Origin of the sequence: Streptomyces apricus (assembly GCF_008369065.1) — a bacterium.
In the GTDB taxonomy this organism is placed as follows: Bacteria; Actinomycetota; Actinomycetes; order Streptomycetales; family Streptomycetaceae; genus Streptomyces; species Streptomyces apricus.
On the sequence record NZ_VDFC01000046.1, the window covers coordinates 797,786 to 805,621 of the forward strand.

Here is a 7,836-nt window from a genome sequence, read left to right on the forward strand (position 1 = left end):
GGCACGGAAAAATCGGGCCCGTGGACGTGACTCTGCTTGGAACCGGCGGGCCCCTCGGACTGCCCAGGCCCGACTGCCCGTGCGCCGCCTGCGCGGTGGCGCTCGGACCGGACGCCCGGGCGGCGACCGCCCTGCTGGTCGACGGGACCCTGCTGCTGGACCTGACCCCCGGCGCGGCCTTCGCGGCGGCCCGGTCCGGGCACTCGCTGAGCGGGGTGCGGCAGGTGCTGCTGTCCCATCCGCACGACGGGCCCGCCGTGGAGGTGCCCGCGGGGCTGCCGCAGCCGGGCCGGGTGCCGGACGGGCGGGAGCTGACGCTGCTGACGGGCCACCGGGTGCGGGCACTGGCGATGGACGCGCCGGGCACCGGGTACGCGGTGACGGGGCCGGACGGGCAGCGGCTGCTCTACCTGCCGCCGGGCGCGGCCCCCGCGGGTCTGGACGGGGCGGGCGAGGCGTACCACATGGTGGTCGGCGACGTCGTCGGGCGGCCGGACGCGCTGGCCCGGCTGCGGCTGGCGGGCGCGGCCGGGCCCGCCACCGACGTGATCGCGGTGCACCTGGACCACGACGTGCCGCCGGGCCGCGAGCTGCGGCGGCGCCTCGCGGCCGCGGGGGCGCGGGCGGTGCCGGACGGCGCGACGCTGACCGTCGGGGTGTACGAGGACGTGCCCGACGTGCCGCGCCGGACGCTGGTGCTCGGCGGGGCCCGCTCGGGCAAGTCGGTCGAGGCCGAGCGGCGCCTTGAGGCCTTCCCGGACGTGCTGTACGTGGCGACGGGCGGCACCCGCAGCGGGGACGGCGAGTGGGCGGCCCGGGTGCACGCGCACCGCGAGCGGCGCCCGGGCTCCTGGCGCACCGCCGAGACCTGCGACCTCGTCCCGGTCCTGGCACAGGACGGGCCGCCGGTGCTGATCGACTGCCTGTCCCTGTGGCTGACGGACGCGATGGACGCGGTGGGCGCGTGGGACGAGGCCGAGTGGGCGGGCGGCGGCGAACGCGCGCTGCGCACGCGCGTCGAGGAGCTGACGGCCGCCGTCCGGGAGTCCCGCCGCACGGTGGTCGCCGTCTCCAACGAGGTCGGTTCCGGGATCGTCCCCGCCACCGCCTCGGGCCGCCGCTACCGCGACGAACTGGGGCGCCTGAACGCGGCGTTCGCGGCCGAGTGCGAGCACGTGCTGCTGGTGGTGGCGGGGCAGGCGCTCGCCCTCAGGGGCTGAGGCCGGGCCAGGAGGGCGACGGCGCGCGGTCGTTCTTGCGGGCGATGATCCGGTAGGCGTTCGAGAAGCGGGTGCGGCGCAGCAGCGGGGCCAGGGCGTGGTCAAGCACGGAGGCGGAGGCGAGCAGCGGGGCGGCGGCCCGGGTGAGGGCCGTGCGCAGGGTGCGCTGGAGGTCGGTCGGCGGGGTGGGGCGCCAGGGCTCGTCGCCGCCGGGCAGCCGGTTGCCGATCGCGAGGGCCAGGGCGCCGGTCAGGTCGTACGGGACGTGCGGTTCGCGGCGGTCGGTGGAGACGACCGAGCAGCCCTGCGCGTCGAGTTCGTCGAGCAGGTTGCGCAGGGGCATGAGGTGCAGGTGCCGCGGCTGGCAGTAGGACACCCACCACTTGCCCAGCAGCGCGCCGAACGCGCAGTCCGGGTCCGGGACCTCGACGAGCAGGTGCCCGCCGGGGCGCAGCACGGCGAGCGCGGCGCGCAGTTCCGCGCGCGGGTCGGGGCTGTGCTCCAGGTGGTGGAACATGCTGACCACGTCGTAGCGGGCGCGCAGCCGGCCGGCCAGGTCGGGCAGCAGGCCGCGGTGCGCCTCCTCGACCCGGCCGGCCGCCCGGGCCTTCTCGACGCGTGCGGTGGGGTCGAGCCCGTCGAAGGACGTGTACGTGAAGAACTCCTTGGCCGCCGCCGGGAAGTGGCCGTGGCCGGTGCCGACGTCCAGCCAGCTCTCGGGTTCGGGGAAGGGGAGCATCGCGCGGGCCGCGGCCTCGTGACGCCGGCGTCCGGCCCGGGAGCGCAGGGTCCGCTCGGCGAAGCCCTCGCGGTCCAGGCCGCCGGGGTGCCCGTCCCGGTCCTCGTCCCGGCCCCCGTCCTCGTGTCCGTCCCCGTGCCCGTCCTCGTGTCCGTAGAGGTCGCGGTGGTAGAAGGCGAGGCCCTCGGTGGTCAGGCGGGGGTTCTGGAAGGCGTGCGCGCAGTCCTCGCACTCGTCGACGACGAAGGTGCCGGGCTTGTGCTGGAGCAGGTCCGGGGTGCGCAGCCGGGTGCGCAGCCGCCGCGAGCCGCACCAGGGGCAGTCGGGTCTGCGCGGTTCGTGGAAGCGGTCGGTGCCCCGGGCCAGCTCCCCCAGGTACACGGCGCGGCGCTGGGCGGCGGTCCGCCGCGCCGTGTACCTGGGGGAGCCGGCCCGCCGAGGGCGCGCTGGACGTCATGAAGCGGTCGGACATCGGCCCGTTCGGGGTCGTCACCCTGCTGCTCGTCCTGCTCGCCCAGGTCGCGGCGCTCTCCCAGGCGTACGGGTCCTCGTGGACCCGGGGCGCCCTCGCGGCGGTGGTCTCGGCGGCCGCCGCCCGGCTCGCGCTCACCCTGGCCGCCCGCGCGGGCGTGCCGCCCGCCCGTCCCGAGGGCCTGGGCGCCGCGGTCGCGGGCACGGTCCCCGTGCGGGCCGCCCTCCTCACCGCGGTCGCCGTCACCGCTTCGGCGGCCGGCGCGGGCGCGCTGCTCGGGCCGTACGGCGTGCTGGGCGCCGCCCTGGCCGTGCTGCTCGCCTGCGCCGCCTCCGAAGCCCTGCTGCGGCACTGCACGCGCCGCTTCGGCGGGGTGACCGGCGACGTCTTCGGCGCGCTCGCGGAGACGGCCGCGACGACGGCGCTGGTCGTGTTCTGCCTCCTGTCCTGACCGGACCGGCGCGTGGTGGCGGGGCGGCCGTCCGGGACCGCCGCACGGGACCACCCACGGGACGACCCCGCACCGGCACGAGCGGAACGCGGCACCGCGCGTAGGCTCGTGCCCGGGACTCCGAACGTCCGGGCCGGCCTCACCCCTGGCGGCCACAGCAACTCAACGGAAGCGAGATTTCACCACCGTGACTGCTCTCACTCTCAGCACCGCCGCGGCGCCCGGCCTGCGGGTCGACGCGATCGTCGTCGGTGTCGCCAAGGTCACCGGCTCCGCGTCCGGCGACCTCGTGGTCGCCCCGGGCGCCGAAGCCGTCGACAAGGCGTACGACGGCAGGCTCGCCGGCGTTCTGGAGACCCTCGGCGCCTCGGGCGGCGAGGGCGAGGTGACGAAGCTGCCCGCGCCGTCCGGCTTCAAGGCACCCCTCGTCCTGGCCGTCGGCCTCGGCGCCCTCCCCGAGAAGGACGGCTCGTTCTCCGCGGAGACGCTGCGCCGCGCGGCCGGCGCCGCCGCCCGCGCCCTGGCGGGCACCAAGAAGGCCGGGTTCGCCCTGCCGGTCGAGGACGCCGCCGACGCCGGTGCCGTCGGTGAGGGCGTGCTGCTCGGCGCGTACTCCTTCGACGCGTACAAGGACATCGCGAAGGACGCCAAGGCCGCAAAGAACGGCAAGGCCCCGCTCGGCGAGGCCACGCTGCTCGGCGGCAAGCCGCGCGACAAGGCGTTCAAGGCCGCCCTGGAGCGCGCCACGGCCGTGTCCGAGGAGCTCAACCGCGCCCGCGACCTCATCAACACCCCGCCGAACGACCTGAACCCGGAGGCCTTCGCCGCAGTGGCGCAGGCCGCGGCCAAGGAGCACGGCATCAAGGTGCAGGTGCTCGACGAGAAGGCCCTCGCCAAGGGCGGCTACGGCGGCATCCTCGGCGTCGGCGCCGGTTCCGCCTCCACGCCCCGCCTGGTGAAGCTCTCGTACACCTCCTCCAAGGCGAAGAAGCACCTCGCCTTCGTCGGCAAGGGCATCACCTACGACTCGGGTGGCATCTCGCTCAAGCCCGCCGGGCACAACGAGACGATGAAGTGCGACATGAGCGGTGCGGCGGCGGTCTTCGCCGCCGTCGTCGCCGCCGCGCGGCTGAACCTTGAGGTCAACGTGACCGGCTGGCTCGCGCTCGCCGAGAACATGCCCTCCGGCTCCGCCACCCGTCCGGGCGACGTGCTGCGCATGTACAGCGGCAAGACCGTCGAGGTCCTCAACACCGACGCCGAGGGCCGGCTGGTGCTGGCCGACGCGATCGCCAAGGCCTCCGAGGAGAACCCCGACGCGATCGTCGACGTGGCGACCCTGACCGGCGCGATGATGCTGGCGCTGGGCAACCGCACGTTCGGGATCATGGCGAACGACGACGCGTTCCGCTCCGCGGTGCACGAGGCGGCCGAGGAGGTCGGCGAGGCCGCGTGGCCGATGCCGCTGCCGGAGCACCTCAAGAAGGGGATGGACTCCCCCACCGCCGACATCGCCAACATGGGCGAGCGCTACGGCGGCGGCCTGGTGGCCGGGCTGTTCCTGAAGGAGTTCGTCGGCGAGGGCATCACGTGGGCCCACCTGGACATCGCCGGGCCCGCCTTCAACGAGCAGGGGCCGTTCGGTTACACCCCTAAGGGTGGGACCGGGTCCGCCGTTCGTACGTTGGTCCGGCTGGCTGAGTTGACCGCCGTCGGGGATCTGGGCTGACGCCCGCCCACCGATCGAGCCCGCACCCGTTGCGACGGCGGGTGCGGGCCCGACTCGGCTGATCGCGCCCACGCGGCGGAGCCGCACATGAATACGGTCCCGCGCCCCTTACAGGGCGCGTGTGATCGATCAGACGTCCCACAGCGCGGCCCGGCGTCCCGCCTCTCCCCGACAAGTGCGAAGATGGGTTCTCGGCAGGACAGGGCCCGCCAGGGCCGAAGAAGAGCGGCCGGACACCAGCCGCCGCCCGGTCACTGGAGACCGGCGCCGGCGCACATGCATGGAGGACGTGACGTGGCGAACGACGCCAGCACCGTTTTCGACCTAGTGATCCTCGGCGGTGGCAGCGGCGGTTACGCCGCGGCCCTGCGCGGAGCGCAGCTGGGCCTGGACGTCGCCCTGATCGAGAAGAACAAGCTCGGCGGCACCTGCCTGCACAACGGCTGCATCCCCACCAAGGCCCTGCTGCACGCGGGCGAGATCGCCGACCAGGCACGCGAGAGCGAGCAGTTCGGTGTCAAGGCCACGTTCGAGGGCATCGACATCGCCGCCGTCCACAAGTACAAGGACGACGTGATCAGCGGCCTGTACAAGGGCCTGCAGGGCCTCGTGTCCTCGCGCAAGGTGACGTACATCGAGGGTGAGGGCAAGCTCTCGTCCCCGACCTCGGTGGACGTCAACGGCCAGCGGATCCAGGGCCGCCACGTGCTGCTCGCGACCGGCTCCGTGCCGAAGTCTCTGCCGGGCCTGGACATCGACGGCAACCGCATCATCTCCTCGGACCACGCGCTGACGCTGGACCGCGTCCCGAAGTCCGCGATCGTGCTGGGCGGCGGTGTCATCGGCGTCGAGTTCGCCTCCGCGTGGAAGTCGTTCGGCACCGACGTCACGATCATCGAGGGCCTCAAGCACCTCGTGCCGGTCGAGGACGAGAACAGCTCCAAGCTTCTTGAGCGCGCGTTCCGCAAGCGCGGCATCAAGTTCAACCTCGGCACCTTCTTCGACAAGGCCGAGTACACGCAGGACGGCGTCCGCGTGACCCTCGCCGACGGCAAGACCTTCGAGGCCGAGATCCTCCTGGTCGCCATCGGCCGCGGCCCGGTCTCCGCCGGTCTCGGCTACGAGGAGCAGGGCGTCGCCGTCGACCGGGGCTACGTCGTGGTCGACGAGTACATGCGCACCAACGTGCCGACCGTCTCGGCCGTGGGCGACCTGGTCCCGACGCTCCAGCTCGCGCACGTCGGCTTCGCCGAGGGCATCCTGGTGGCGGAGCGTCTGGCCGGCCTGAAGACCGTCCCGATCGACTACGACGGCGTGCCCCGGGTGACGTACTGCCACCCCGAGGTCGCCTCCGTGGGCATCACCGAGGCCAAGGCCAAGGAGATCTACGGCGCGGACAAGGTCGTCGCTCTGAAGTACAACCTTGCGGGCAACGGCAAGAGCAAGATCCTCAAGACCGCGGGCGAGATCAAGCTCGTCCAGGTCAAGGACGGTGCCGTGGTCGGCGTCCACATGGTCGGCGACCGCATGGGCGAGCAGGTGGGCGAGGCCCAGCTGATCTACAACTGGGAGGCGCTGCCCGCCGAGGTGGCGCAGCTCATCCACGCCCACCCCACGCAGAACGAGGCGATGGGCGAGGCCCACCTCGCGCTCGCCGGCAAGCCGCTGCACTCGCACGACTGACCGACCCTCGGTCACCGCACGACGCGACGACACAGACTTCCGCAATTCGTAAGGAGCAACCGAAACCATGGCGGTTTCCGTAACCCTTCCGGCGCTCGGCGAGAGCGTCACCGAGGGCACTGTCACCCGCTGGCTGAAGGCCGAGGGCGAGCGCGTCGAGGCCGACGAGCCGCTGCTCGAYGTSTCCACSGACAAGGTCGACACCGAGATCCCCTCCCCTGCCGCCGGTGTGCTCGCCTCCATCAAGGTCGCCGAGGACGAGACGGTCGAGGTCGGCGCCGAGCTGGCCGTCATCGACGACGGTTCGGGCGCCCCCGCGGCCGAGTCCGCCCCGGCCGCCGAGCCCGCGCAGGCCCCGGCCGCCGAGGAGTCCGCTCCGGAGCCGGCCCCGCAGGCCACCCACGTGACCCCGTTGGTGCGCAAGCTCGCCGCCGAGAACGGCGTCGACCTGTCCACCGTCAAGGGCACGGGCGTCGGCGGCCGCATCCGCAAGCAGGACGTCATCGCCGCCGCCGAGGCCGCGAAGGCCGCTGCCGCCGCTCCGGCTCCGGCCGCCGCCGCGCCGGCCGCCAAGAAGGCGCCGTCGCTGGAGGCCTCGCCGCTGCGCGGCCAGACCGTGAAGATGCCCCGCATCCGCAAGGTCATCGGCGACAACATGGTGAAGGCCCTGCACGAGCAGGCCCAGCTGTCCTCGGTCGTCGAGGTCGACATCACCCGCCTGATGAAGCTGCGCGCGCAGGCGAAGGACTCCTTCGCGGCGCGCGAGGGCGTCAAGCTCTCGCCGATGCCGTTCTTCGTGAAGGCGGCGGCCCAGGCGCTGAAGGCCCACCCGGCCGTCAACGCCCGGATCAACGTCGACGAGGGCACGATCACCTACTTCGACACCGAGAACATCGGTATCGCGGTGGACTCCGAGAAGGGCCTGATGACCCCGGTCATCAAGCACGCGGGCGACCTCAACATCGCCGGTATCGCCAAGGCCACCGCCGAGCTGGCGGGCAAGGTCCGGGCGAACAAGATCACCCCGGACGAGCTGTCCGGCGCGACCTTCACGATCAGCAACACCGGTTCGCGCGGTGCGCTCTTCGACACGATCATCGTGCCGCCGAACCAGGTCGCGATCCTGGGCATCGGTGCCACGGTCAAGCGCCCGGCCGTCATCGAGACGGCCGAGGGCACGGTCATCGGCGTCCGTGACATGACGTACCTGACGCTGTCCTACGACCACCGTCTGGTGGACGGCGCCGACGCCGCCCGTTACCTGACGGCGGTCAAGGCGATCCTGGAGGCGGGCGAGTTCGAGGTCGAGCTCGGCCTGTAGGCTCCGCCTCACCGCACGAAGAGGMGCCCCTGCCCGGCTTGTCGGGCGGGGGCGCTTTGCGTTGCCCGCCGCCACGTCGTTACCTGCGGGCCGGTGGGGGCCGTTCGCGCAGTTCCCCGCGCCCCTGAAAAGAACGGCCGTCCGCCGACTGCGGGTCGTGTGTGGCTTGTCGCGCAGTTCCCCGCGCCCCTGAAGGGGCGCTCCTAGGGGGCGGCCTTGAT

The 7,836-nt window shown here is 73.4% G+C and carries 4 protein-coding genes and 2 pseudogenes; 5 read left to right on the top strand and 1 reads right to left on the bottom strand.

Annotated elements, in window-relative coordinates; all coding sequences use genetic code 11:
• Nucleotides 1–20 precede the first annotated feature (20 nt).
• Nucleotides 21–1,220, top strand: coding sequence for a bifunctional adenosylcobinamide kinase/adenosylcobinamide-phosphate guanylyltransferase (locus FGF04_RS23690; RefSeq protein ID WP_149513291.1), 1,200 nt, complete (start codon nt 21–23; stop codon nt 1,218–1,220).
• On the opposite strand, the gene FGF04_RS23695 is transcribed toward FGF04_RS23690, so the two are convergent.
• Nucleotides 1,210–2,340 (bottom strand): class I SAM-dependent methyltransferase, encoded by a 1,131-nt coding sequence (locus FGF04_RS23695; RefSeq protein WP_149513292.1) that lies wholly within the window; start codon nt 2,338–2,340, stop codon nt 1,210–1,212. The genes FGF04_RS23690 and FGF04_RS23695 overlap by 11 nt on opposite strands.
• A 47-nt stretch (nt 2,341–2,387) precedes the next feature.
• Between FGF04_RS23695 and FGF04_RS23700 the strand changes: the two are divergent.
• From FGF04_RS23700 to sucB, 4 genes and pseudogenes are all read left to right on the top strand, one after another.
• Nucleotides 2,388–2,882, top strand: a pseudogene (locus FGF04_RS23700) (adenosylcobinamide-GDP ribazoletransferase); the annotation flags it as partial.
• A 187-nt stretch (nt 2,883–3,069) separates the two neighbouring features.
• Nucleotides 3,070–4,611 (top strand): leucyl aminopeptidase, encoded by a 1,542-nt coding sequence (locus FGF04_RS23705; protein WP_149513293.1) that lies wholly within the window; start codon nt 3,070–3,072, stop codon nt 4,609–4,611.
• 294 nt (nt 4,612–4,905) lie between these two features.
• Nucleotides 4,906–6,294 carry a dihydrolipoyl dehydrogenase gene (gene lpdA, locus FGF04_RS23710; protein ID WP_149513294.1) on the top strand — a complete coding sequence of 463 codons (1,389 nt, stop codon included), beginning with the start codon at nt 4,906–4,908 and terminating at the stop codon, nt 6,292–6,294.
• Between the two features lie 79 nt (nt 6,295–6,373).
• A pseudogene (gene sucB / locus FGF04_RS23715) lies at nt 6,374–7,615 on the top strand (2-oxoglutarate dehydrogenase, E2 component, dihydrolipoamide succinyltransferase); the annotation flags it as partial.
• Nucleotides 7,616–7,836: the final 221 nt, after the last annotated feature.